This is a genomic window from Paraburkholderia sp. UYCP14C (genome assembly GCF_004197395.1).
Taxonomy (GTDB): Bacteria; Pseudomonadota; Gammaproteobacteria; order Burkholderiales; family Burkholderiaceae; genus Paraburkholderia.
Genome location: NZ_SELS01000281.1, coordinates 1 through 1,001, shown reverse-complemented (window position 1 = coordinate 1,001; position 1,001 = coordinate 1). Strand labels below are relative to the sequence as shown.

At 65.4% G+C, this 1,001-nt stretch carries 1 protein-coding gene; it reads left to right on the top strand.

Annotation, left to right across the window (positions count from 1 at the left end; genetic code table 11):
- On the top strand, positions 1–1,001 hold a 1,001-nt coding region (locus EVC45_RS44840), incomplete at both ends, for an ammonium transporter (protein WP_129964385.1).

Here is a 1,001-nt window from a genome sequence, read left to right as displayed (position 1 = left end):
ACCGCACCGTTCTCGGTCGATTCATCGAAGATCAACTCCGGCGACACCGCGTGGATGCTGACCTCGACCGCGCTGGTGCTGTTCATGACGATCCCGGGCCTCGCGCTGTTCTATGGCGGCATGGTCCGCAAGAAGAACGTGCTGGCGACGCTGATGCAAAGCTTCGCGATCACCTGTGTCGTGACGATCGTCTGGACCGTGATCGGCTACAGCCTCGCGTTCACGCCGGGCGGCTCGTTCATCGGCGGCTTCTCGCGCGTGTTCATGACGGGCATGAACTACATCAAGGGCGACAAGGCCACGACGCTGACCGTCAGCCACCTCGCGCCGACGATCCCCGAGACCGTCTACTTCGTCTATCAGATGACCTTCGCGATCATCACGCCGGCGCTGATCACCGGTGCGTTCGCGGACCGCATGAAGTTCTCGGCGATGCTGGTGTTCATGACGCTGTGGTCGATCATCGTCTACTCACCGATCGCGCATATGGTGTGGGAGCCGAGCGGCTGGCTGGCTAGCGCGGGCATCCTCGACTTCGCGGGCGGCACGGTGGTGCACATCAATGCCGGTATCGCGGGTCTGGTGTGCTGTCTGGTGCTCGGCAAGCGGGTCGGCTACGGCAAGGAAGCAATGGCGCCGCACAACCTGACGCTCACGCTGATCGGTGGCGCGATGCTGTGGGTCGGCTGGTTCGGCTTCAACGCGGGTTCGGCGGTGGCAGCGGACGGCCGTGCCGGCTTCGCGATGTTCGCGACCCAGGTGGCGACCGCCGCGGCGGCGCTGGCATGGATGTTCGCCGAATGGGCAGCCAAGGGTAAGCCGTCGGTGCTCGGTATCGTGTCGGGCGCGGTTGCGGGTCTGGTGGCGGTGACGCCGGCGTCGGGCTTCGTCGGCACGACCGGCGCGCTGGTGATCGGCATCGTCGCGGGTGTGGTCTGCTTCTGGTCGGCCACGTGGCTCAAGCACAAGCTCGGCTACGACGATTCGCTCGACGCGTTCGG